Below are 22650 nucleotides of genomic sequence, written 5' to 3' on the forward strand. Positions count from 1 at the left end.
GCGATCTCTGCGCGGCTACAGGCCCAGCTCGCGCACCCAGTGGCGCAGGAAGAGCGCACCGGCCTGATCGTGGATCGCGTCACCCTCGGTGATCACGCGGTAAGGCTTCTCGAGCACGCCGTCCGAGGGGCGCACGTCGACGTGCGCCGTGTCGAACCCCGCCGAGTGCAGGAAATCCGACATCTTGTAGTCGCCGCGCGAGTCGCCGACCGATCGCCAGCGCCGGGGCAGCTCGCCGGTCGCGGCGAAGTGGTCGAGGGCTCGGCGCGCACCGCGGTCCTTGTCGAGCACGACCGATTCGATGTCCGACGAGATGATCGTCGAGTCGATGCGGAAGGTGACCGCGCCGTTCGCGTCAGGCGCGATGCGGTCACGATGGGCGGCGCCGACGCCGTGAGCGGTCAGCACGTCGAACGCGGCGCTGTCGAAGCGTGACTGCGCAGCGGTGTAGACGGATGCCTCGACCTGCCGCCCCTGCTCGACCGAGATCATCGCCCGCTTGGTCTCGTCGAAGAACATGCTGTCGCTGAATCGGTCGACGACGAGGTCGCGGATGTCGCCGACCAGGGCGGCGGACGGGGCCACGGATGCGTCGATCTCCAGCTCCGCGAGCCCGTCCGGTGTGATGGCGGCCCAGGTGCCGCCCTTCTCGAACACGCCGAACATGCGAGCGCCGGGCTGCCGCAGGGCATCCGCCAGTCCGCGTGCGAGCAGCGGCTCGACCACCTGCGCGTCGATGAAGCGGTCGCTGCGGCCTGTGATGAACGCGATCGGCACGCCCGCGCCGACGAGTGCGACCAGGTCGTCGGCGATGGACGGGATGTTGATGGAGCGGGTGACCGGCGAGGCGATGGGGCCGTCGACGTCGAGGAGAAGTCCGAGATCGGGCACGATTCATTCTCGCAGGGCTCACGGCGCGGCTCTCCACTGGCGCCGCGCGTCACTGCGATCGTGTCGGTGCAGCTCATTACAGTCATCAGTGAAGTTCAGTGATGGGGGTCACTGAACTTGAGTGATGAGAGTCACTGAACGGCAGTGAATCACGTCACTGAAGCTCAGTGATCCGCTTCACTGACGGTCACTGATGATCAGTGAAGTTCCGCCAACCGATCAGTGAGCCGGCTGACGCCGAAGGAGCGAGATGGAAACGAGTCAGGGCCCCCTCGACGAAGTCGTCGAACGGCTCCGACGAGCGCGCACCGATCTCACCCAGGTCGAAGTCAAGTCTGCCGCGGGCGGTGTCCCGCGCAGCCTCTGGCCCACCATCAGCGCTTTCAGCAACCGTGACGGCGGCCTGGTGCTTCTCGGCCTTGATGAGGCGAACGGCTTCACGCCGGCGGCCGACTTCGACGCGGCGAAGGTGCGCGATCAGGTGTCCGAGGCGTTTCGACCGCGCTCGAGCCGAGACATCCCGGGGCCCGTGACGCCGACGCCGAGCGGGGTGATCGACATCGACGAGATCGACGGCGCCCCCGTCGTGGTCATCGACGTCGAAGAGCTGCCGGCCGATCAGCGGCCCTGCTACGTAACGACGCAGGGCATCGAGAACGGCAGCTACCAGCGGGTCGGCGACGGCGACCGCGTGATGGGCCGCTACGGCGTGTTCCTGCTGCGCACAGACGCCGCGCAGCCGACGACCGACATCGAACCGGTCGAGTCCGCAACGACAGACGACCTCGACGAGCAGCTGATCGCCCAGTTCATCACGCGACTGCGACGCGTCCGCCCGCGGGCCGTGGCCGGCCTGTCCTCCGACCTCGACATTCTGACGAGAATGAAGGTCGTCTCAGCCGATCGCGTCACGCCGACCCTCGCCGGGCTGCTCGCCTTCGGCAGGTACCCGCAGCAGTTCCTGCCCCAGGCCATGATCACGTTCAACGCCTACACCGGGCTCACCAAAGACACCATCGCCGGTGACGTACGGATGCTTGACCGCGCGACCCTCGAAGGCCCGGTTCCCGTGATGGTCGCCGATGCGGTCAATGCGGTGATGCGCAACCTTCAGCATCGCCGCGTCAGTCACGGCGCCGGCGCGTTCGACGAGCCCGAGATTCCGGTTGACGCGCTTCGCGAGGTGATCGTGAATGCCGTGACCCATCGCGACTACAGCTCGATGGCGCTGGGCGATCAGGTGCGTCTCGAGCTGTACCCGGACCGCCTCGAAATCCACAACCCCGGCGGCATCTGGGGCGGTCGACGCGTTGCGGAGCTCTTCGACGGCAACTCGCGTTCGCGAAACGCACGGTTGGCCACCCTGCTCACAGACATCCCGCTGCCCGGCACGGCCGACACGGTGTCGGAGAACGCCGGAAGCGGCATTCCCCGAATGACCGGCTCCCTCGGGCGCGCCGGCCTCGCCGCTCCGCGCTTCGACGCGACGTTGACGAGCATGACCGTCGTTCTCGAGCGTCACGGCCTGCTCTCCCCAGACGTCGATGAGTGGCTCGCTGACGTGGGCGCCGACGTGCTCGAACCCGATCAGCAACGTGTTCTGGCACTCGTGCACCGAGATCTCGACGTCGAAGACCAGCTGCTGCGCGCTCTTCTGGGCATCGATTCGCATGATGCGCAGGACGTGCTGCGGTCGCTCGTCGACGAGGGCTGGCTGCGCTACCCCGCCCGGCCGGGCGAGCGCTATCGCCGGGGGCATCGTCTGCAGCACGAGGAGGTGCGCGAAGTCGCACCAGGCGTATTCAGCTCACCGCCTCGCCAGCCGGCGGTGCGCGGCGCCCTCGACGAGCGGATCGTCGCCGCGATTCGCGAAGGCGGCGAGCTCGGCGTCCAGGAGATCGCCGACCGCGCCGGCTCCACGGTCAACGTCGTTCGCCAGCGACTGCGCGTGCTGATCGACCAGCGAGCGGTGATTCCGACGGCGCCGCCGCAGTCGAAGAACCGGGCCTACCGGCTGGGGTAGCGGCGCGCGGCTGGCGACCGCTCGGCCGGGCCACCGGGCATCGGCGCGGCAAAGCGGCGCACTACCCAGCCGGTAGAATTTCAGCCGTGAGCGACGGCACCGAGACCATCCATGTTCCGAGCGCAGGTCTCGACACGACCGCGAACGCGGCGGCCACTCCCGAGAAAGAGCAGCCGTACGAGGTGCTCGGCCTCAAGGCCGACGAGTACGAGCAGATCAAGAGCATCCTCGGCCGCCGCCCGACGAGCGCCGAGCTCGCCATGTACTCGGTGATGTGGTCCGAGCACTGCTCCTACAAGTCGAGCAAGAACTACCTGCGCATCTTCGGCCAGAAGGTCAACGACAACATGCGCAAGAACCTCATGGTCGGCATGGGCCAGAACGCGGGCGTCGTCGACATCGGCGAGGGCTGGGCGGTGACCTTCAAGGTCGAGAGCCACAATCATCCGTCCTATATCGAGCCGTTCCAGGGCGCCGCGACCGGCGTCGGCGGAATCGTGCGCGACATCATCTCGATGGGCGCCCGGCCGGTCGCCGTCATGGACCAGCTGCGTTTCGGCAAGATCGACGACCCCGACACGGCACGGGTCGTGCACGGCGTCGTGTCCGGCATCTCGTTCTACGGCAACTGCCTCGGCCTGCCGAACATCGGCGGCGAGACCTACTTCGACCCGGTGTACCAGGGCAACCCGCTCGTCAATGCACTCGCCGTCGGCGTGCTGCGGCACGAGGACCTGCACCTCGCGAACGCCGAGGGCGTCGGCAACAAGGTCGTGCTGTTCGGGGCGCGCACGGGCGGCGACGGCATCGGCGGGGCCTCGATCCTCGCCTCCGACACCTTCAGCTCGACGGGGCCGACGAAACGGCCCGCCGTGCAGGTCGGCGACCCGTTCGCCGAGAAGGTGCTGATCGAGTGCTGCCTCGAGCTGTTCCAGAAGCACCTCGTCGACGGCATCCAGGACCTCGGCGCAGCGGGCATCTCCTGCGCGACGTCCGAGCTCGCCAGCAACGGCGACGGCGGCATGTTCGTCGAGCTCGACGAGGTACTGCTGCGCGACCCCACGCTCACTGCCGAAGAGATCCTGATGAGCGAGTCGCAGGAGCGCATGATGGCGGTCGTGCACCCCGACAAGCTCGACGCCTTCCGCGAGGTGCTCGCCAAGTGGGACGTCGAGTACAGCGTGCTGGGCGACGTGACCGACACGGGCCGCCTCGTGATCCAGTGGCATGGCGAAGAGATCGTGAACGTCGACCCGCGCACCGTCGCGATCGACAGCCCCGTCTACGACCGCCCGGTGCAGCGCCCGGGCTGGCTCGACGCACTGCAGGCCGACTCGGCAGCCGAGCTGCCCCGCGCCGACGCCGCGACCGACGACGGCAAGGGCCAGCTGCGCGATCAGTTCCTCGCCCTCGCCGGCTCGCCGAACCTCGCCGACAAGAGCTGGGTCACGAACCAGTACGACTATTACGTCGGCGGCAACACCGCGCTCGCGTTCCCCGAAGATGCGGGCATGATCCGCGTCGACGAGGAATCCGGCCTCGGCTTCGCGATCGCAACCGACGCCAATGGCCGCTACTGCCAGCTCGACCCGGCGCAGGGCGCGAAGCTCGCGCTCGCCGAGGCCTACCGCAACGTCGCGGTCTCGGGTGCGGTGCCGATGGCGGTCACCGACTGCCTGAACTTCGGCAGCCCGGAGAACCCCGAGGTGATGTGGCAGTTCTCGCAGGCGGTCGAGGGGCTGAGCGACGGATGCCTCGAGCTCGAGATCCCCGTCACCGGCGGCAACGTGTCCTTCTACAACCAGACCGGTTCGACCCCGATCTTCCCGACACCCGTGGTCGGCGTGCTCGGCGTGATCGATGACGTCGCGCGCCGCGTGCCGTCGGGCTGGCAGGACCCGGGTGAGAACATCTACCTTCTCGGCACCACCGCGACCGAGCTCGACGGCTCCGCATGGGCGAGCACCGTCTTCGGCCACCTCGGCGGCCGGCCGCCGGCCGTCGACCTGGGCCGCGAGCGCGCGCTCGCCGAACTGCTTCACGCGGCCGCCGTCGAGGGGTTCCTGACCTCGGCGCACGACCTCGCCGACGGCGGCCTAGGGCAGGCCCTGGCGGAGTCGGTGCTGCGCTTCGGCGTGGGCGCGCGGGTCTTCCTCGATGAGCTGCTCACACGCGACGGCATCGACGCGACGACGGCGTTGTTCTCCGAGTCGACCGGGCGCGTGATCGTCTCTGTTCCGCGCGAAGACGACGTGCAGTTCCAAGGGCTGTGTGCGGGCCGCGGATTCCCGGTGGCGCGCATCGGCGTGACGGATGCCGTCAGCGGCGAGGTTCCCGCCCTCGAGGTCCAGGGGCTCTTCACGGTCGGGCTCGAGGAACTGGCATCCGCTCACCGCTCGACGTTGCCCGAGCACTTCGGGCCGGTCGTCGGCTACACGGAAGGCGCGTTCTACGTCGCGCCGGAAGAGCGCCCGCGTCGGGCCCCGCGCCACCTCGCGGAGTAAACGGCAGTCCTCGATTGAGGCCGCAGCTCGGGGCGTGGAAGACGCTCCGCGGAACCCGCGTCACGGGTTGGTAACGGGCGCCGGATAGGATGGGGTGGACCGAACGGGCGGTCCGCTCCAGCGTGAGGAGGGCCACGTGCCGGGAATCGTGATCGTCGGAGCCCAGTGGGGTGACGAGGGCAAGGGCAAAGCCACCGATCTGCTCGGCAGCCGTATCGACTACGTCGTCAAGTTCAATGGCGGCAACAACGCAGGTCACACCGTCGTGATCGGCGAAGAGAAGTACGCGCTGCACCTGCTGCCTTCGGGCATTCTGACGGAGGGCGTCGTGCCGGTGATCGGCAACGGTGTCGTCGTCGACCTCGAAGTGCTCTTCGAGGAGCTCGACGCGCTCGACGCGCGCGGTGTCGACATCTCGCGACTGCAGGTGTCGGCCAACGCGCACATCATCGCCTCGTACCACCGCACACTCGACAAGGTGACCGAGCGGTTCCTCGGCAAGCGTCAGATCGGCACGACGGGCCGTGGCATCGGCCCGGCCTACGCCGACAAGATCAACCGCGTCGGCATCCGCGTGCAGGACCTGTTCGACGAGTCGATCCTGCGCCAGAAGGTCGAGGGTGCGCTGTTCCAGAAGAACCAGCTGCTGCTCAAGGTCTACAACCGGCGCGCGATCACGGTCGACGAGGTCGTCGAGGAGCTGCTCTCGTACGCCGAGCGCCTGCGCCCGATGGTCGTAGACAGCGGCCTTGAGCTCGCCCGGGCGATCGACGCGGGCAAGAACGTGCTGTTCGAGGGCGGCCAGGCCACCATGCTCGACGTCGACCACGGCACCTACCCCTTCGTGACGTCGTCCTCGGCGACGGCCGGCGGTGCGGCGACCGGATCGGGCGTGGGACCGTCACGGCTCACGCGCATCATCGGGATCGCAAAGGCCTACATCACGCGCGTCGGCGCGGGTCCGTTCCCGACCGAACTGTTCGACGAGTCGGGCGACTTCCTGGTCGAGCAGGGGCGCGAGTTCGGCACGACCACGGGTCGTCGCCGTCGACCGGGCTGGTACGACGCACCGATCGCGCGCTACGCGTCGCGCATCAACGGCCTCACCGACATCGTGCTGACGAAGCTCGATGTGCTGACGGGGCTCGAGCGAATTCCGGTCTGCGTCTCCTATGACGTCGACGGCACGCATTTCGACGAGGTGCCCCTCTCGCAGTCCGACTTCCACCACGCGAAGCCGATCTACGAGGAGTTCCCCGGCTGGACCGAGGACATCACCGGCGCCCGCAGCTTCGATGAGCTGCCGCAGAACGCGCAGGACTACGTGCTCGCGGTCGAGCGCCTCTCCGGCTGCCGCATCTCCGCGATCGGCGTCGGGCCGGCTCGCGACGCCATCATCGTGCGCCACGACCTCATCGACTGATGTCACCGCGACTCTGGCTCGGCGGCTACACGCCCGACATGGGCGGTACCAGCGAAGGCATCCTCTCGGCCTCGCTCGACGACGACGGAACGATCGGCCAGGTGACCCTCGCCGCGTCGACACCGAGTCCGAGCTTCGTGGCCGAGCATCCCTCGTTGCCGGTCGTCTATGCGATCGGTGAGCAGAACGAGACGTTCCGCGCATTCCGGTTGACGGAACCCGGCGCGCTCGAACCGCTCGGCGATCCATGGGCCGCCGGGGCCGCGGCATGCCACATCGCCGTCGATCCGGACGGCCGGTTCGCGACGGTCGCGTGCTGGGGCTCGGGGCAGGTGCTCACCTACGCGCTGGACGCGGCAACGGGCGAGATCATGGGCAGAACGGATGCTTCGCCGGCATCCGACCCGTACGCGGGCGTTCCCGAGTCGGAACTGGTCGCCCCGCGCCCCGACTACGCGCCACGCATCAGTCGCGCCCACTTCACCGCTCTGCTGCCCGACGGCCGGATTCTGACGACCGACCTCGGCTACGACCTCGCGCGCGTCTGGCGCTATTCGGCCGCCGATCACGCGCTCGAACTCGACCACGAGGTGGCGTTCCCCTACGGCGCCGGGCCGCGCCACGTCGCGGTGGCCGCCGATGGGCGGCTGTTCGTCGTGAGCGAGTACGCGGTCGAGGTGTTCGTGCTCACTCCTGGCGCGGGCGGGAAGTACGCCATCACCGCGTCGTCGCCTGTGCGCCGCGCGCCGCGCGAACCCGATGAGTCGGGGGCGCACATCTCGCTCTCGGCCGACGGCCGGCTGCTCTATGTGACCGTGCGCCGCTCGAACGTCGTGGCCGTGCTGTCGGTCGATGCCGACGGTGTCACGCCGCTCACCGAGGTGCCGTCCGGCGCGAACTGGCCGCGACACCACCTCGTGCTCGGCGACCGGCTGTACGTCGCCAATCAGCTGAGCGGAGAGGTCACCGTGTTCGCCCTCGGGACGGATGGGACTCCCGCCGAGATCGTGCAGCGCGTGGCGGCGGGTTCCCCCACGGTCGTTGCACCGGCGCTGCAGGCATCCGTCTGAGCGCAGCCGTGCGGCGAGCCGTTCTGCCCTAGGTTTGACTCATGCGCCCCACTGAACCCGACGGTGCCGATCTCGCCTGGCGCCAGCTGCTGCGGATTCGCGAGAGCATCGACAACATCGACGCCGCGCTCGTCCACCTGCTCGCCGAGCGCTTCAAGTTCACGCAGACCGTCGGCGAGTTGAAGGCGACGTATGGCCTGCCGGCGTCGGATCCCGACCGTGAACGCACGCAGATCGCGCGCCTGCGCGACCTGGCCGTCGAGAGCAATCTCGACCCCGAGTTCGCCGAGAAGTGGTTCAACTTCGTCGTGACCGAGGTGATCCGGCACCACATCAGCGCCGGCGCCGACGGCGAGGAACGCGTCGCCGAATAGGGCGCCTGCGGTCAGTCGGAGCTCTTGAGGATGATGGCTTCCGTCGGGGGCGCGTGGTGGGCGCCGGGGTCGCGCTTCGCCGAGTCTCGCTCCGCCTTCGACGACTTTTCCTTGGACTCGTCCGACTCCGCTTCGGGGCCCTCGTGCTTGTTCGTCATGCGCTTCATCGTAGGCCTGACCAGGTTCACGAGAGCTGGACTCCCTGCACACGTGGTGCCCTTATTGCGCACTTTCCCTGCGTTGGCAAGCCCCCGGAGGGGGACACTCCGGCACAGGTGGATTTGGGGCTGACGCGCGAGACGGTGGTCTATGTTCGCTTCCATGGCAGATTCAACCTCGCGTGCGCGCCGCAAAGATGCGGAGGCGAATCGCGAAGCCATTCTCGAGGCGGCGTCGGTTCTGCTCATGCAGGAACGCAACACCCCGCTCGAGCGCATCGCACAGCAGGCGGGGCTCACCCGTCGCACTGTCTACGGCCACTTCGCCGGCCGCGACGAGCTGATCGACGCCGTCCTCATCCGGGCCGCCGCGCAGCTGACGGCGGAACTCGACCCGATCAACCACCCCGACGCCCGCGTCGAGCTCGCCCTGCACGCGTCGCGGCTCTGGGCCGACAGCGACGACGTGCGACTGCTCACGAGGCTCTCCGGGCACGGGCGACACCGCGATCAGGTGGCACGGATGCTTGAGCCCGTCCGCATCCGGCTCCGCGAGACGATCGAGCGCGGCATCGCGAGTGGCGCCCTTCGCGATGACATCGAACCCGGTTCGCTCGCTCGCCTCATCGAGGCGACGGCCCTGTCCGTCCTGTCGGAGGCGCGACGCACCTTCCTCAGCCCGGAGCGGGGGCACGTGCTGGTCATCACCTGCGTGCTCGGCATCGCGGGCCTCGGACACGACGAGATCCAGAGCCTCATCGACCGCACGCCGATCCTCGCGTACGGGGCGGAACTGACGGCTCCGACCCTCGAGCCGAGCTGGCTGCGCGCCTAACCGCCGGGAACGCAGATCACGAGCAGCAGGCAGTCCGGAGTGCTCGTGGGGTGAGGGCTCGGGGCCGGCGCGCTGCTGGCGGACGGCGCCGGGCTCGGGTGCGCCGCGGCGGTCGCGGTCGCCGTCGGGCTCGGAGTGGACCGCGGCGAGGGCGACGCCGGCGCCGCCGCCACCTGAGTGCCATGGGTCGACGACGATGACGACGCGGCAGCGGTCGACTTCGGTGCTGACGACGGGGTGGTAGCCGCAGTCGACCCGCTCGACGCCGAGGCGACGGACGGCACCGAGACGGACGACGTGGTGGCCGTGGGTCGTTTCACCGCGCTCGGCGACGCAGTGACGGCCGGAACCGGCCTCGGGCTCGACGCCCCGGTTGCGCTCGCGCCGTCGTGAGAGACCACGGGTCCGCTGCTGTCGATGACCGATGCGTTCGCGGACTGAGGGCTGAACGTGAAGTCGACCCCAGCTCCCGAGCTGACGACGACGGCGAAAGCGCCGACACCCACGGCGAGCGCGAACGCACCGCCGATCACGCCGCCCAGCACTGCGGGGTGACGCGAGCGGGCTACATCGACCGCCGGTTTGGAGCTCTTACGGTGTCGTGACATCAGTGCCGTCCACTATTGCAGGGCGAATCTGAAAATGTCCAGTGTCCCCCCAAAAGGGGACCGTGAGGTGTCCTCAGGAACGCGGGCCGAACGCCCGCGCCACCTCATCGACGCGCTCCGGATCCATGTCGAAAAGCCAGCGCCCGTCGTCAGGGCCGGCCACACTCACGAACGTCGCCGCCGGTTCACCGGTTTCGGGCAGGTCGATCACGGCGAACCCGCTGCCGGCGGCGGCGCGCTCATGGCCGCCGGGCGCCACCGCATCGGTCGTGTTCGTCACCCCCGGCGCGACGATGACCGGCAGCCCGCCTGCGCGCGTCGCGACCGAGTGGTGGTAGTGGCCGCTCAGGACGAGGCGCACGTCGCCCGCAGCGAGCGCCTCGAGCACGCCGTCCGCCCGCTGCAGCTCGAGCGCATGCAGCAGCACGCTCCACGCCGGAACGGGCGCATGGTGCATCACGACGACGCTGCCGTGCGCGGCCGGCGACGCGAGCTGCTCGCCGAGCCAGTCGAGCTGGTCGGCGAAGAGCTCGCCGTAGCCGGCCCCGGGCACCGAGGTGTCAAGACGGATGACCCGGAAGCCCCCCACCTCGACCACCCCGTCGCGTGCACCGAGAACGGACTCGAAGCCCTCGCGCAGGTCATGGTTGCCCATCACATACGCGGTCGCAGCACCACGAGCGGCCGCGAACGGCTCGATGCGATCGCGCAGCTTCGCGTAGGCGGTGGCGGAGCCGTCTTCACTCAGGTCGCCGCTCACGACGACGAGCCCGACCCCCTCGATGACCGCGGCACGCTCGAGAACGCGGTCGAGGGCGGCCGTCGTGTCGACGCCGTTGTGGCGCGCGTCGGCGTCGGCGAGCAGGTGCGTGTCGGAGAGGTGGAGGATGCGCAAGCTCATGGGCCGCACGTTAGCGCGTGCCGGTGACATTGCGGGCCGGAGTCACCGGCAGGCGTCGCGGGCGACGGTCACGGCGCTCAGCGCGTGGGCAGCTCCGAGTGCTGAACGACCCACGCGTGCATGGCGATGGCCGCGGCCGCACTGGCGTTGATCGAGCGGGTCGAGCCGAACTGCGCGATCTCGACGACCGCGTCGGCGGCGGCGATCGCGGCGTCCGTCAGGCCCGGACCCTCCTGCCCGAACAGCAGCACGCACTCGCGCGGCAGCGTGAACGTCTCGATCAGCACGGAACCGGGCACGTTGTCGATCGCGATGATGGGCAGCGAGCGATCGGACGCCCAGGCCACCAGGTCTTCGATCGTGTCGTGGTGCAGCACGTGCTGGTAGCGGTCGGTCACCATTGCGCCGCGCTTGTTCCATCGGCGGCGCCCGACGATATGCACGGTGTCGGCAAGGAACGCGTTCGCGCTGCGCACGATCGAGCCGATGTTGAGGTCGTGCTGCCAGTTCTCGATGGCGACGTGAAACGGATGCCGGTGCGCGTCGAGGTCCGCGACGATGGCCTCCATCGTCCAGTAGCGGTACCGGTCGATGACGTTGCGGGTGTCGCCGCTGCGGAGCAGCTCTGCGTCGTATTCCGCCCCCGTAGGCCAGTCGCCGACCCACGGTCCCACGCCGTGCGTCGTGAGCTCTGGCGTGGGGGACGGCTCGGGGGTGGTCACCGACTCAGGGTAAGGGAGAGCTTCGCTACGCTCGTCGTATGCGCGAACGCGGCGAAGTCGTCTCCTGGCTCACCGACATGGACGGCGTGCTCGTCCACGAGAACAAGGCGCTGCCGGGTGCGGCCGACCTGCTCGCGCAGTGGCAGGCCGATGGCACGGAATACCTGATCCTGACCAACAACTCGATCTTCACGCCACGCGACCTCGCCGCACGTCTGCGGCAGTCGGGCATCTCCGTGCCGGAGGAGCGCATCTGGACCTCGGCGCTCGCCACCGCCGACTTCTGCTCGAGCCAGATGCCCGGCGGCAGCGCCTTCGTCATCGGCGAGGCCGGTATCACGACGGCCCTGCATGAGGCCGGGTTCATCATGACCGAGACCGACCCCGACTTCGTGGTCGTCGGCGAGACCCGTAACTACAGCTTCGAGGCGATCACGAAGGCGATCCGCCTCATCATGCGCGGATCGCGCTTCATCGCCACGAACCCCGATGCGACCGGCCCGAGCACCGAGGGCCCGATGCCCGCGACGGGGGCGATCGCCGCGCTCATCACGAAGGCGACGGGCCGCGAGCCGTACATCGTCGGCAAACCGAACCCGATGATGTTCCGCTCGGCGATGAACAAGATCGGCGCCCACTCCGAGACGACGGCGATGATCGGCGACCGCATGGACACCGACATCGTCGCCGGCATCGAGGCGGGCCTCTACACGGTCCTGGTCATGTCGGGCATCACGGCCGACGACTCCGAGATCTCGAAGTACCCGTTCCGACCCGACGAGGTGCTGTCAGGAGTCACCCAGCTGGTGCGCGCGGCCGAGTAGGCAATGCGCCGCGGTCCACCGATCGGTGGATGCCGGATTCCACCACTCAGGCGCTACCGAACCGAGTGCCCGCGGAGCACTCTGGTCGCATGGCATCCGAATCCGTCATCGAAGTCTCCGGGCTGCGCAAGAGCTACGGCGTCGGCCAGAGCGCGGTGCTCGCGGTCGACGGCATCGACTTCAGCATCGGCCACGGCGAGGTCTTCGCCCTGCTCGGGCCGAACGGCGCGGGCAAGTCGTCGACGGTCGAGATCCTCGAGGGCTATCACGATCGCAGCGGCGGCGAGGTATCCGTGCTCGGAGCCGACCCGCAGCACCTGCGCGGCCGCGCCCTGCTCGACTGGAAGGCGCGCATCGGGATCGTGCTGCAGTCGACCAACGACGAGAACGTGCTCACCGTGCGGCAGACGCTCGCTCAGTTCGCCTCCTTCTACCCGCGCCCGCGCGACGTCGACGAAGTGATCGCGGCCGTCGGCCTCACCGAGAAGGCGAACGCGCGGGTGCAGAAGCTCTCGGGCGGCCAGCGGCGCCGCATCGACGTCGCCCTCGGCGTCATCGGGCGCCCTGAGCTGCTGTTCCTCGACGAGCCGACGACCGGTTTCGACCCGGTGGCACGCCGCGAGTTCTGGGGGCTGGTCAAGGGCCTGCAGGCCGAAGGCACGACGATCCTGCTCACGACGCACTACCTCGACGAGGCCGCGCAGCTGGCGAACCGTGTAGGGATCATCGCGGCCGGAAAGCTCGTCGATATCGGGCGCGTCGACGAGATCGGCGGAGCGGAGGCACGGGTGCCGTTCGTGCGCTGGCGTGAGGGCTCGGAGGTCCGAGAGCAGCGCACGCACGAGCCCGGCCGTCTCGTCACCGAGCTCGCCGCGCGCTTCGACGGCGAACCGCCAGGGCTCGAAGTGATCAGACCGAGCCTCGAGGACATCTACCTCGAGCTGATCCGGCACACCACAGACGATCCGCAGCATGATTCGCAGCACAGTGAGGAGCTCGTGGCATGAGTACCGTTTTCTCTGCGCTCGGCACCGCCGAGCGCGCCGAGGCGGCGCGATCATGAGTACCGTTTTCTCTGCGCTCGGCACCGCCGAGCGCGCCGAGGCGGCGCGATCATGAGTATCGTTTTCTCTGCGCTCGGCACCGCCGAGCGCGCCGAGGCGGCGCGATCATGAGTGTCGTCAACCTCGGCGCCGTCCGCACGAAATACGAGTTCATCTCCTACTTCCGCGAATTCGACGCGGTCTTCTTCACCTTCCTGTTCCCGGTCATCATGCTCGGCATCTTCTCGGCCGCATTCGGTGCGATGGGCGGCATCGGGCCGCGCGGCCACGAGGTCAACTTCGCGACGTATTACCTGCCGGCCATGGTCGCTGCGGGTATCTTGCTCTCAGGTGTGCAAAATCTTGCGGTGAGCATCGCGCAGGAGAAGAGCAACGGCACGCTCAAGCGTCTCGGCGGGACGCCGCTGCCGCCTCTCTCGTACTTCATCGGCAAGCTCGCGTCGACCTTCGTCACGGGCGCGATCCAGTTGCTCGTACTGCTCGCGTTCGCCGCCGTCGTCTTCGGGGTCAAGCTGCCGACCGAGCCGGCCAAGTACCTGCAGCTGCTGTGGATCTTCGTGCTCGGCCTGCTCGCCTGCGGCCTGCTCGGAATGGCGCTCTCGGCCGTGCCGCGCAGCGGCCGCAGCGCCACGGCGGTCGTGATCCCGCTGCTGCTCTTCCTGCAGTTCATCTCTGGCGTCTACCTGCCGTTCTCGCAGCTGCCGAGCTGGATGCAGACTGTCGCCAGCTTCTTCCCGCTGAAGTGGATGGCGCAGGGCATGCGCTCCGTCTTCCTGCCCGACCAGTTCAAGTCGCTGGAGGTCGGCGGCCAGTGGCACCTCGGCTACATCGCGCTCGTGCTCGCCGGCTGGCTCGTCGTGGGTCTCGTCGTGACCAGGTTGACCTTCCGCTGGATCCGGAAGGATGCCTGACTAGACGCATGATCGTTCAAGCGCGCTGGTGGGACGGCGTCATGGCCGCGGGGCTCATCGCCTGCGCCGTGCTGCTCGCCGCGTCGTCGCCGTTCAACCGCAGTTTGGTCAGCTGGGGCGCGCTCATCGCGTTCGCCCTCGTCTACGTGCTGCTCGCGCGTCGCCAGTTCGGCTGCCCGGAAGGCCCGATGACCCTCAGGCTGTTCCTTTCGGCCGCGCTTCCGATCCTGATCCTCGGCATCGCGGTGTACAGCTATCCGGCGCTCGCAACGCTGCAGTGCGTCGCGTATCCGCTGGTCTGGACGCTGCCGTGGCGCCTGCGTGCTGCGATCGTCGCGAACGGCGCGATCGGAGCGGCCGTCTTTCTCGGCTACGGGCTCAGCCCGGCGACCGGGGAGGGTCTGGCCGGCTGGCTGACCGCGCTCGGGGTCGCCGTGCTCTCGGTGATCTTCTCGCTGGTGATCGGCATCTGGATCAGCAGAATCGTCGACTACGGCACCGAGCGCGCACGCCTGCTCGACCAGCTGACCGCCGCGCAGGACGAACTCGCCGCCATGCACCGCGAGGCGGGCGAGACCAGCGAACGCGCCAGGCTCGCTCGCGAGCTGCACGACACGGTGACGCAGACGCTCACGGGGCTCGTGATGCTCGCCGAGCGCGCCGGCACGTCGCTGCGCGCGCAGGGGCGAACGGATGCCTCGGCCCAACTCGACCTCATCGAGGCCACCGCGCGCGAGGCGCTCGCGGAAGCCCGCGCTCTCGTCACCACGATGACGCCGGCCACCCCCGGGTCCGGGCTCGCGGACGCGCTCGGCCGACTCGCTGCGCGCTTCGAGCGCGAGACCGGCGTGGTCGTCGAGACGCGCGTCTGCGAGCGGCGGCTGCCGCGCGAACAGGAGGTGGTGCTGCTGCGCTGCGCGCAGGAGGGCCTCGCGAACGTGCGCAAGCACGCACGCGCGAGCCACGTGGCGGTCGAGATCGTCGCGCGCGAGGCCGGCGCCGAGTCCGCGATCTCCCTTCGCGTGATCGACGACGGCGTCGGGCCGGATGCGGCGTCGTCGTTCACCGACGGCGGCTTCGGAATCGCCGGCATGCGCGAGCGCGTGGGGATGCTCGGGGGTCGGCTCACCCTCGCCGCGCGGCCGGGCGGGGGCGCCGAGCTCGCGGTCACCATGCCGCTCGTGCCCGGAATCGCGGGCGGCGTCGCATGACGCCGATCCGGGTCCTCGTCGCCGACGACCACCCCATCGTTCGCAGCGGGGTCGTCGCGACCCTCGCCGCTGCCCCTGACATGGATGTCGTCGGTGAAGCGGTCGACGGTGTCGACGCGCTGGCTCAGGCCGAAGCATCCGCCCCCGACGTCGTTCTCATGGATCTGCGCATGCCCGCGCTCGGCGGAGCGGCCGCGACCGAACGCCTGCTCGCCACCGCGAACCCGCCGCGCGTGCTCGTGCTCACGACATACGACACCGATGACGACATCATCGCGGCGATCGAGGCCGGGGCGAGCGGATACCTGCTGAAGGCCGCGCCTGCGGAGGAGATCCTCGCCGCGGTGCGAGCGGTCGCGGCGGGCAGAACGGCCCTCGCGCCGTCGATCGCCGCAGCACTCGTCGGGCGGCTCCGGTCGGCGAAGACCACGCCGAGACTGTCAGCGCGCGAGCTCGAGGTGCTGAAGCTCGTCGCCGCCGGCCACAGCAACGCCCGAATCGCCGCCGAGCTGTTCATCTCGGAGGCGACGGTGAAGACGCACCTGCTGCACGTGTTCGAGAAGCTCGACGTGACGGCCCGCACCCGTGCCGTGACCCGCGCGCAGGAGCTCGGGGTCCTGTGACCGTTACTGGCCGGGCCCGGGGCCCTGCACCGAGCTCGTGAGCGGCTGGCCGGACGCGCGCGTCACGAAGCAGTAGTAGTTGCGCTGACCGGCGGCCCACTGCGCCGCCGTCACGGGGTAGCTCGCCACGAGCTGCACGTCGCTGTAAGCACCGGCGGCCGTCATGTCGACGACGCCCGGCTTGCTGCACAGCAGGTTGATCTGACTCGCGATCGCCGCCTCGCCGGGGAACGCCGCGGCGGGGTCGGCCGAATACGGCGCCGTGTAGACGAGCTGCGCGGCGTGCTGCGAGTCGCAGTCGACGACCGCGTACTGCTGGGCCCATGCGCCACCGAACGGGTCGATGCACTCGCCGCCGCGCAGCTGGTCCCACTGGTAGGTCTGGCCGGCCGGCAGCGTTCCCGTCGGAGGCAGCGCCGGCGTGTCGCTCACCGCGGGAGTCGCGCTCGGCGTCACGACCGGTGACGGCGTCACGCTGGCGCTCGGCCGCGCCACCGCGGAATGGCTCGTGGCGGCCGCCGGCGTCTGCTGCCGCCCGCTCGCGACTGCCCGGCCGACTGTGAACAGCACCACGGCGATGAGCACGATCGCCAGCACGATCACCACGATCAGCAGCCAGCGATTCACCGGCGGCCGGCGGCGCGGCGCGGCCGGCTCGATATCGGACCCAGCGGATGCCTGGCGCGCCGCCACCACGGGCCCGACCGCCTGCGCGAGCACATCGGCCGCGGGCGCGACAGCCTGAGCGAAGCCTTCGAACGTGCCCTCGGGCGGCGGCCATTCGGGAACGATCGAGTTCTCGACCGTCTCGGGGTGCGCCCCGAGCATGTCGGCGATGTCGGTCCACTCGGAACTCACCTGCGCGTCGCGGTCCGCCGCAGCGCGCGCCCCGTCGGCCTCGGCGCCGGGCCCCGACGCCGCGGCCTGCTGCGTCGGCGCGTTCCCCGCCTGCGGGGCCCCTGCCGGCGAGCCCTGCGTCGGCATCGCCTGTGTAGAGACGGATGCCTGCGCTTCGCGCTCCTCGTCGGGAATCGTGAACTCGTCGACGGACGGCACGGGCGTACCCGTCGCAGCCGGGGGCGCGAAGAGGTCCTGCGCGAACGGATCGAACTCGTGCGCCGTCGTTCCCGGCGGAAGCGGCGGGTGCGGCGGCCCTGCGGGCGGCGGGATGAGCAACGGGGGCTGCGGCAACGCATCCTTCTGCGCATCCGCATCCGCAGCCGGCGCTGCGTCCGCAGTCGGCACGGCGTCCGCCGCTGGTGTCGCGTCCGCCGTCGGCGCTTCGTCTGGCACGTGTGCTGCGTCCGCGGTCAGCGCGGAATCGGGTGCCGGGGCGGCCTCCGCCGGGAAGATCGGCTTAGGTGCGATCAGGGGCGCCGCCGCCGGCACCGCGAGCGTCGGTGCGGGTCGCGGCGGGTCGGGCAGCTCGATCCTCGGGTTGAGCGCGGGGTCGGCGTCGGCCGTGGGCAGCAGGTTCCACCGGAACGGCACCTCGGTCTCGTCACCCGCTGCCGGGTCCGCGGGAGCCGAGTCCGGGGCGGTGGGCGCCGAGAAGGTCCGGTCGAAGGTCAGATCCGGTGCCTGCGGGGCATCGAGTCGGCCGTCATCGGCCTCGGGCGCGGTCGCGGGCTCCGGGTCGCCGTCGGCCTGCCGCCCCTCGGTCGCATCGGGTTCGGCCGGTTCGACCGCGTGCAGCGTGCCGGTCTCCCACGAGAATCGCGCCTTCGGGCGTTCATCGGACGATGCGGGGGCAGTGTCGTTCACCGCGCCGGGCGCCGCGTAGGCAGTCGGCGACTCATCGGCAGTCGGCGACTCACCGGAATTCGGCCCGGCATCATCGTCGAGCGACGGCAACGAGATCGCACCGGTGATCGTCTCAGGCAGTTGCACGCCCCGCGCTTCGAGCGCCGCCTCGGCCTCACGCCGCTCACGTCGTGAGTCGATGCGGCCGCCGCTCAGCTGAGCGAGAAGCCATTCCGTGCTGCCCGGAACGGGCTCCTGCTGCGGATCGTGCTCGTCGGTCACGCCAGCCCCAGGTCCTCGAGGGAGATCGCAGCGTAATAGGGGTAACCCTCGGCCTCGATGGTCTCTTTCGCACCGGTCGCGCGATCGACGACGACGGCGACAGCGGCGATCTCGGCGCCGACCTTCTTGAGCGCTTCGATCGCCTTGAGGGGCGACCCGCCGGTGGTCGACGTGTCCTCGACGACGACGACCCGCTTGCCGGCGAGATCGGGACCCTCGACCTGGCGGCCGCGACCGTGGTCCTTCGGCTCCTTGCGCACGACGAACGCGTCATAGCCGTAGCCCTGCGACGCACCCTGGTGCAGCACGCTGGCGGCGATCGGGTCGGCGCCCATGGTCAGGCCGCCGACGGCCGCGACGCCCGGAATGTCTTTGATGAGCTCGAGCATGACCTGGCCGATCAGAGGTGCGACGCGGTGGTCGAGGCTCACCTTGCGCAGGTCGACGTAGTAGCTGGCCTTCTTGCCGCTCGTCAGCGTGAAGTCGCCGTGGAAGACGGCGTCAGACTTGATGAAGTGGATCAGCTGCTGGCGGGTGTCGGTCACGCGCCCGATTCTAATAGGACGCTAGCTGTGAGACAGGTGCCCGGTAAATCGACGCCAGCGACTCAGCTCGCGTGAGCGAGTACGCCGGCCAGAACAGCCTCGTAGTGACCGAAGCCTTCCGCCACCTCGTCTTCGGTGATGACGAGCGGCGGGACGACATGGATCCGGTTGTTCTGCACGAAGGGCAGCAGTCCGCGCTCGAGCATCGCGGCGCGCAGCCGCGCCATCACGTCGTCGGGCGGCGGGGCGCGGCTCTCCGCGTCGGCGACGAGCTCGATCGCCCAGAAGCAGCCCCGACCGCGCACGTCGCCGACGAGGTCTGGGTACTTCGCCTTCAGCGCCTCCGCAGCCGGCCCGATGGCCTGCTTCCCGACACGCGCCGCATTCTCGACGATCCCCTCGTCGCCCATCGCTTCGATCGCCGCGACGATCGACGCGACGCCGAGCGGGTGGCCGCTGTAGGTGAGCCCGCCGGGAAAGGGCTGGTCGTCGAAGCGGTTCGCGATCGCCGGCGGGATGACGACGCCGCCGATCGGAACGTAACCCGAGTTCACGCCCTTCGCGAACGTGATGAGGTCGGGGATCACGCCGTCCTCCTGGTGCGCGAACCACCTGCCCGTGCGCCCGAAGCCCGCCATCACCTCGTCGGCGATCATGACGATGCCGTAGCGCGTCGCGAGGGCGCGCACGCCCGCAAGGTAGCCCGCCGGCGGCACCAGAATGCCCGCGGTGCCCGGGATGCTCTCGACCAGGATCGCTGCGATGGTTTCGGGGCCTTCGGACTCGATAACGCGCTCGAGGTGGCGCACAGCGCGGGCGGACTCCTCTTCCGGCGTCGACGCCCAGAATTCCGAGCGGTAGAGGTACGGGCCGAAGAAATGCACGTGCCCGCGGGCGTACTGATTCTTCGTGCGCCGCGCGTCGCCGGTCGCGACGATCGCCGCACCCGTGTTCCCGTGATAGCTGCGGTAATGGCTGAGCACGGTGTCACGGCCCGTATAGAGGCGCGCGAGCCTGATCGCGTTCTCGTTGGCGTCGGCGCCCCCGTTGGTGAAGAAGACCTTCTCGAACTCGCCGCCCGTGAGGTTCGCCTTCTCGACGACGAGCTGCGCCGCGCGCCCCCGCGCGAGGATCGCGTGCTTCGGGTCGGCGGTTGCGAGGGCATCCGCCTGCCGCTTGATGGCGTCGATGATCCGCGGATGCCCGTACCCGACGTTCGCGTTGACGAGCTGGCTCGACATGTCGAGATACTGCTTGCCGTCGAAGTCCCACAGACGCACGCCCTTGCCGCCGGCGAGCACGACCGGGTTCCGTCCGGCCTGCGCGGACCAGGAGTGGAAGACGTGCTGTCGATCGAGCTCGAACGCGAGCTGCTGGTCCCCCGGGGCGAGTTCAGGCATAGCCCTATCTTGGTGCCGATCTCTGCCTAATCGGTGAGATGCAGGGCGCCAACAGCGCCCGCTGCGCGCGTTGTGGCGGCGAAGAGGCGGCACCCATATGCACTCCTTAGGCTCAAGGGATGCATATGCAGAACATCGTCGTGCTCGTCGGGGGCGTCGGAGGGGCGCGATTCACCCGTGGTCTCGTCTCCGAGCTGGAGCGCAGGTATCCGGCAGCCGAGGACCGGCCGCGCGTCACGGCGGTCGTCAACACGGGCGACGACTCGTGGATCGCCGGCCTGCGCGTCACTCCCGACCTCGATTCGATGATGTACACGCTGGCTGGCGTCAGCGACGACGAGCGCGGCTGGGGCCTGCGCGACGAGAGCTATCGGGTGTCGGCTGAGCTGGAGAAGTACGGCGTCGGCTGGCCCTGGTTCACGCTCGGAGATCTCGACATCAGCACGCACATCGCCCGCACCTCGATGCTGCGTGATGGAATGTCGCTCACCTCGGTCGTGGAGAAGCTGACGGCGCGCTGGCACGACGGCGCCGGCCTGCCGGTGCGGCTGCTGCCGATGAGCGACGAGCACGTCGAGACGCACGTCGAGATCGATCTCGGCTCCGGGCCGGAGCTCGTGCACTTCGAGGAGTGGTGGGTGAAGCACCGCGCCGGCGTGCCCGCGCGGCGATTCGTGCAGGTCGGCATCACCGGCGCCTCCGCCACCTGGGAGGCGCGGGACGCGCTCGAGCAGGCCGACGTCGTGCTGATCGCTCCGTCGAACCCGGTGGTGTCGATCGGCACCATGCTGGCGGTGCCCGGCCTGCGCGCCGCGCTGGACGCGTCGGCGGCTCCCGTCGTCGGCGTCTCGCCGATCATCGGGGGCGCGGCAGTGCGCGGCTATGCGGATGCCTGCCTCACGGCGATCGGCGTCGAGACGTCCGCCCGCGCCGTCGCGGCGCACTACGGCGCACGCCGAGACGGGGGCCTGCTCGACGGCTGGCTCGTCGGTGAGGAAGACGCGGTGGCCGTGCCGGAGGTCGAGGCTCTCGGCATCCGCGCGCGCGCCGTCCCGCTGTGGATGCGCGACGTGGCTACCTCCGCAGCGCTCGCCGGCGATGCGCTCGACCTCGCGCAGGGCGTGCGCGATTCCGCCGGCTAGCCCAGGCCGCCGCCACCGGCGACGACGATGTTCTGCCCGGTGAGGTACGCGGCGCCGTCAGAGGCGAGGAACGCGACGGTCTCGGCGATCTCCCGAGCGGTCCCGAAGCGCCCGAGCGGGGTGCGCGCCGCGATCGCCGCCTTACGCGCGGCGACCGCCTCGGCCGGCGCGGCGGACTTGCCCCAGATCGGCGTCTCGATCGCACCGGGGCTGACGGCGTTGACGCGAATCGCGCGCGGCGCGAGTTCGAGGGCGAGGGACGACACCATCGCGATCAGAGCACCGCGGCTCGCCGCCGTCGCGCTTCCGCCGGCGATGCCGAAGGGCGGCGTGGCGCCGAGGCCGCCGGTGAAGATCACGGATGCGCCGTCAGTGAGGAGCGGCAACGCCTGCTGCAGGGTGAAGTAGGACCCTTTCGTGTTCGTGTCGTGGATCTCGTCCCACGTGGCCTCGTCGACGGTCCCGAGCGCGGCGGCGCGCGTGATCCCTGCGTTGATGAAGAGCGTGGTCAGGTGCCCGAAGCGCTCGCCGACCTCGGCGATGGCGTCGGCCGTCTCGCTGACCCGGCGCGCATCGGCACGGATCACCAGTACGTCTGCGGGCAGCTCTTCCCGCGCCTGCGCCACGCTCTCCGGGCTGCGCCCGGTGACGGCCACGCGGTAGCCGCGCTCGTGCAGCAGCTCGGCCGTTGCACGACCGATACCGCTCGTGCCGCCAGTGATGAGCGCCGATCCAGAGAATGTAGTCATGAGCTACATTGTGTGACGGTGATACTGTGTTGTCAATGTCTACATCTGAGACGCGAGACGCGAGCCCACGCCCGTACCACCACGGCAACCTGCGCCCCACGCTGCTCGACATCGCCGAACAGGTGCTCCGCGATGACGGCATCGAGAGCGTCACCCTCCGCGAACTGGCACGGAAGGCGGGCGTCAGCCACGCGGCGCCCAGCAGGCACTTCGCCGACCGCAATGCGCTGCTCATCGCACTCGCCGCGGCCGGGTACCAGCGCCTCGGCGAGCTCGTCATCGCCGCCGTCGACCACGCGGGCACGGACTTCAACGCGCAGTTCCGAGCCCTCGCGTCCACCTTCGTGCGCTTCGCGATCGACAACTCCGCGCTGCTCGACGTCATGTTCACGATCGGAAAGAACCGGGAGGCTGAGGAGCTTCGCACGGCGACAGCACCGCTCTACGCGGCATTCGGCGCCCTCGTCGATCGCGGCCTGGCACTCGGCGCGCTGAGGGGCGGCGACGCCGATCGGGTTCGCCCGCTCATCATCGCGACGATGCAGGGGGTTGCGGCCTTCGCCGCCGCCGACCGAATCGCGGCGACGCGGGTCGATGCGATGGTCGAGGACGCCTGCCTGCTGTTCACCATGTGACAGCCCGTGCCC

The 22650-nt window shown here is 69.7% G+C and carries 22 protein-coding genes; 14 read left to right on the top strand and 8 right to left on the bottom strand.

The features are described 5' to 3' along the window. Positions 1-15: 15 nt before the first annotated feature. The gene (locus tag ACFOYW_RS10250) at positions 16-891 is read right to left on the bottom strand and encodes a hypothetical protein (RefSeq protein WP_390228833.1); all 876 of its coding nucleotides are present in this window, start codon (positions 889-891) and stop codon (positions 16-18) included. Positions 892-1141: 250 nt separating this feature from the next. Between ACFOYW_RS10250 and ACFOYW_RS10255 the strand changes: the two genes are divergently transcribed. The 5 genes from ACFOYW_RS10255 (at position 1142) to ACFOYW_RS10275 (ending at position 8285) form a co-directional block, all read left to right on the top strand. Beyond that, entirely contained in the window at positions 1142-2914 is a 1773-nt protein-coding gene (locus ACFOYW_RS10255) for an ATP-binding protein (protein ID WP_390228834.1), read from the top strand. An 86-nt stretch (positions 2915-3000) separates the two neighbouring features. After that, positions 3001-5418, top strand: a complete 2418-nt coding sequence (purL, locus tag ACFOYW_RS10260; protein ID WP_390228835.1) for a phosphoribosylformylglycinamidine synthase subunit PurL — start codon at positions 3001-3003, stop codon at positions 5416-5418. Between the two features lie 136 nt (positions 5419-5554). Next, entirely contained in the window at positions 5555-6841 is a 1287-nt protein-coding gene (locus ACFOYW_RS10265; RefSeq protein ID WP_390228836.1) for an adenylosuccinate synthase, read from the top strand. Further along, a complete protein-coding gene (locus ACFOYW_RS10270) occupies positions 6841-7911 on the top strand; it encodes a lactonase family protein (protein WP_390228837.1) in 1071 nt (356 codons plus the stop codon). Before ACFOYW_RS10265 ends, ACFOYW_RS10270 begins: the two co-directional genes overlap by 1 nt. Before the next feature lie 41 nt (positions 7912-7952). Further along, positions 7953-8285: a chorismate mutase gene (locus ACFOYW_RS10275; protein ID WP_390228838.1), complete on the top strand. Its 333-nt coding sequence runs from the start codon at positions 7953-7955 to the stop codon at positions 8283-8285. 11 nt (positions 8286-8296) lie between these two features. Here ACFOYW_RS10275 and ACFOYW_RS10280 read toward each other — a convergent pair whose 3' ends face one another. Next, a complete protein-coding gene (locus ACFOYW_RS10280) occupies positions 8297-8443 on the bottom strand; it encodes a hypothetical protein (protein WP_390228839.1) in 147 nt (48 codons plus the stop codon). Between the two features lie 163 nt (positions 8444-8606). Between ACFOYW_RS10280 and ACFOYW_RS10285 the strand changes: the two genes are divergently transcribed. Both ACFOYW_RS10285 and ACFOYW_RS10290 read left to right on the top strand, forming a co-directional pair. Further along, entirely contained in the window at positions 8607-9278 is a 672-nt protein-coding gene (locus ACFOYW_RS10285; RefSeq protein WP_390228840.1) for a TetR/AcrR family transcriptional regulator, read from the top strand. Between the two features lie 177 nt (positions 9279-9455). Continuing rightward, positions 9456-9671: a hypothetical protein gene (locus tag ACFOYW_RS10290; protein WP_390228841.1), complete on the top strand. Its 216-nt coding sequence runs from the start codon at positions 9456-9458 to the stop codon at positions 9669-9671. Positions 9672-9959: 288 nt separating this feature from the next. Here ACFOYW_RS10290 and ACFOYW_RS10295 read toward each other — a convergent pair whose 3' ends face one another. Both ACFOYW_RS10295 and ACFOYW_RS10300 read right to left on the bottom strand, forming a co-directional pair. Then, on the bottom strand, positions 9960-10787 hold the full coding sequence (locus ACFOYW_RS10295; protein WP_390228842.1) for a metallophosphoesterase: 828 nt from the start codon (positions 10785-10787) through the stop codon (positions 9960-9962). 77 nt (positions 10788-10864) lie between these two features. Continuing rightward, complete coding sequence (locus ACFOYW_RS10300) at positions 10865-11509, bottom strand: TrmH family RNA methyltransferase (RefSeq protein WP_390228843.1); 645 nt, start codon at positions 11507-11509, stop codon at positions 10865-10867. Between the two features lie 38 nt (positions 11510-11547). Here ACFOYW_RS10300 and ACFOYW_RS10305 point away from each other — a divergent pair, with 38 nt between their 5' ends. The 5 genes from ACFOYW_RS10305 to ACFOYW_RS10325 all read left to right on the top strand — a co-directional run bounded on the left by ACFOYW_RS10305 (position 11548) and on the right by ACFOYW_RS10325 (position 16142). Beyond that, positions 11548-12333 carry an HAD-IIA family hydrolase gene (locus ACFOYW_RS10305; protein WP_390228844.1) on the top strand — a complete coding sequence of 262 codons (786 nt, stop codon included), beginning with the start codon at positions 11548-11550 and terminating at the stop codon, positions 12331-12333. A gap of 89 nt (positions 12334-12422) precedes the next feature. Further along, entirely contained in the window at positions 12423-13340 is a 918-nt protein-coding gene (locus ACFOYW_RS10310) for an ABC transporter ATP-binding protein (RefSeq protein WP_390228845.1), read from the top strand. A gap of 164 nt (positions 13341-13504) precedes the next feature. Continuing rightward, positions 13505-14308, top strand: coding sequence for an ABC transporter permease (locus ACFOYW_RS10315; protein WP_390228846.1), 804 nt, complete (start codon positions 13505-13507; stop codon positions 14306-14308). 8 nt (positions 14309-14316) lie between these two features. Then, on the top strand, positions 14317-15519 hold the full coding sequence (locus tag ACFOYW_RS10320) for a sensor histidine kinase (protein ID WP_390228847.1): 1203 nt from the start codon (positions 14317-14319) through the stop codon (positions 15517-15519). Next, on the top strand, positions 15516-16142 hold the full coding sequence (locus tag ACFOYW_RS10325; RefSeq protein ID WP_390228848.1) for a response regulator: 627 nt from the start codon (positions 15516-15518) through the stop codon (positions 16140-16142). Before ACFOYW_RS10320 ends, ACFOYW_RS10325 begins: the two co-directional genes overlap by 4 nt. Positions 16143-16145: 3 nt before the next feature. Here the strand turns inward: ACFOYW_RS10325 and ACFOYW_RS10330 are convergent, their stop codons facing one another. The 3 genes from ACFOYW_RS10330 to ACFOYW_RS10340 form a co-directional block, all read right to left on the bottom strand. Beyond that, positions 16146-18167, bottom strand: coding sequence for a hypothetical protein (locus ACFOYW_RS10330; RefSeq protein ID WP_390228849.1), 2022 nt, complete (start codon positions 18165-18167; stop codon positions 16146-16148). Further along, positions 18164-18712, bottom strand: coding sequence for an orotate phosphoribosyltransferase (gene pyrE / locus ACFOYW_RS10335; protein ID WP_390228850.1), 549 nt, complete (start codon positions 18710-18712; stop codon positions 18164-18166). The genes ACFOYW_RS10330 and pyrE overlap by 4 nt, the downstream gene beginning before the upstream one ends. A 62-nt stretch (positions 18713-18774) precedes the next feature. Next, a complete protein-coding gene (locus tag ACFOYW_RS10340) occupies positions 18775-20112 on the bottom strand; it encodes an aspartate aminotransferase family protein (RefSeq protein ID WP_390228851.1) in 1338 nt (445 codons plus the stop codon). Positions 20113-20231: 119 nt separating this feature from the next. Between ACFOYW_RS10340 and cofD the strand changes: the two genes are divergently transcribed. Next, on the top strand, positions 20232-21254 hold the full coding sequence (gene cofD, locus ACFOYW_RS10345; RefSeq protein WP_390228852.1) for a 2-phospho-L-lactate transferase: 1023 nt from the start codon (positions 20232-20234) through the stop codon (positions 21252-21254). On the opposite strand, the gene ACFOYW_RS10350 is transcribed toward cofD, so the two are convergent. Next, entirely contained in the window at positions 21251-22003 is a 753-nt protein-coding gene (locus ACFOYW_RS10350) for an SDR family oxidoreductase (protein ID WP_390228853.1), read from the bottom strand. The two genes, cofD and ACFOYW_RS10350, sit on opposite strands and share 4 nt — an antisense overlap. Positions 22004-22038: 35 nt before the next feature. Between ACFOYW_RS10350 and ACFOYW_RS10355 the strand changes: the two genes are divergently transcribed. Continuing rightward, positions 22039-22638, top strand: a complete 600-nt coding sequence (locus ACFOYW_RS10355) for a TetR/AcrR family transcriptional regulator (protein WP_390228854.1) — start codon at positions 22039-22041, stop codon at positions 22636-22638. The last annotated feature ends 12 nt before the right edge of the window (positions 22639-22650 follow it).

The sequence above is a fragment of the Gryllotalpicola reticulitermitis genome (genome assembly GCF_042651345.1).
GTDB lineage: Bacteria > Actinomycetota > Actinomycetes > Actinomycetales > Microbacteriaceae > Gryllotalpicola > Gryllotalpicola reticulitermitis.

Bases quoted from the DNA above. Each gene is read 5' to 3' on its own strand.
- ACFOYW_RS10255 (WP_390228834.1), top strand. From the start codon at position 1,142: ATGGAAACGAGTCAGGGCCCCCTCGACGAAGTCGTCGAACGGCTCCGA.
- ACFOYW_RS10270 (WP_390228837.1), top strand. From the start codon at position 6,841: ATGTCACCGCGACTCTGGCTCGGCGGCTACACGCCCGACATGGGCGGT.
- ACFOYW_RS10275 (WP_390228838.1), top strand. From the start codon at position 7,953: ATGCGCCCCACTGAACCCGACGGTGCCGATCTCGCCTGGCGCCAGCTG.
- ACFOYW_RS10280 (WP_390228839.1), bottom strand. From the start codon at position 8,443: ATGACGAACAAGCACGAGGGCCCCGAAGCGGAGTCGGACGAGTCCAAG.
- ACFOYW_RS10285 (WP_390228840.1), top strand. From the start codon at position 8,607: ATGGCAGATTCAACCTCGCGTGCGCGCCGCAAAGATGCGGAGGCGAAT.
- ACFOYW_RS10295 (WP_390228842.1), bottom strand. From the start codon at position 10,787: ATGAGCTTGCGCATCCTCCACCTCTCCGACACGCACCTGCTCGCCGAC.
- ACFOYW_RS10305 (WP_390228844.1), top strand. From the start codon at position 11,548: ATGCGCGAACGCGGCGAAGTCGTCTCCTGGCTCACCGACATGGACGGC.
- ACFOYW_RS10310 (WP_390228845.1), top strand. From the start codon at position 12,423: ATGGCATCCGAATCCGTCATCGAAGTCTCCGGGCTGCGCAAGAGCTAC.
- ACFOYW_RS10315 (WP_390228846.1), top strand. From the start codon at position 13,505: ATGAGTGTCGTCAACCTCGGCGCCGTCCGCACGAAATACGAGTTCATC.
- ACFOYW_RS10320 (WP_390228847.1), top strand. From the start codon at position 14,317: ATGATCGTTCAAGCGCGCTGGTGGGACGGCGTCATGGCCGCGGGGCTC.
- ACFOYW_RS10325 (WP_390228848.1), top strand. From the start codon at position 15,516: ATGACGCCGATCCGGGTCCTCGTCGCCGACGACCACCCCATCGTTCGC.
- ACFOYW_RS10340 (WP_390228851.1), bottom strand. From the start codon at position 20,112: ATGCCTGAACTCGCCCCGGGGGACCAGCAGCTCGCGTTCGAGCTCGAT.
- cofD (WP_390228852.1), top strand. From the start codon at position 20,232: ATGCATATGCAGAACATCGTCGTGCTCGTCGGGGGCGTCGGAGGGGCG.
- ACFOYW_RS10350 (WP_390228853.1), bottom strand. From the start codon at position 22,003: ATGACTACATTCTCTGGATCGGCGCTCATCACTGGCGGCACGAGCGGT.
- ACFOYW_RS10355 (WP_390228854.1), top strand. From the start codon at position 22,039: ATGTCTACATCTGAGACGCGAGACGCGAGCCCACGCCCGTACCACCAC.